At 62.1% G+C, this 285-nt stretch carries 1 protein-coding gene; it reads right to left on the reverse strand.

Annotation, left to right across the window (positions count from 1 at the left end):
* A partial coding sequence (locus tag J0A67_RS23715; protein WP_206571702.1) for an FtsQ-type POTRA domain-containing protein occupies positions 1-285 on the reverse strand: 285 nt, incomplete at both ends.

The raw sequence follows: 285 nt of genomic DNA on the forward strand, positions 1-285 counted from the left end.
TGCCCGCCCGCTCCGCCGGCACGCTGAACGCTTTGCCCTCGGCGTCCACCATGTGCAAATCGTTCCAGCGCGCCACCGGGACATACTCCACCAGATGGATCTTCAGCTCATCCGGCCATTGTTTGCGCACGCTGGCCTGCTTGATCCACGGCAGACGTTCGATCTGCTGCTGGATAACGTCCACATCCTGCGTCATAAAGGTGCCGGGCGCGCCCAGCGCCAGGATCGCCTGACGAATATCATCGTTGGTGGTGTAATGGCGTTCGCCGGTCACCACCAGCCTTG

The organism is Algoriphagus aestuariicola (genome assembly GCF_017254835.1).
Classification (GTDB): domain Bacteria; phylum Bacteroidota; class Bacteroidia; order Cytophagales; family Cyclobacteriaceae; genus Algoriphagus; species Algoriphagus aestuariicola.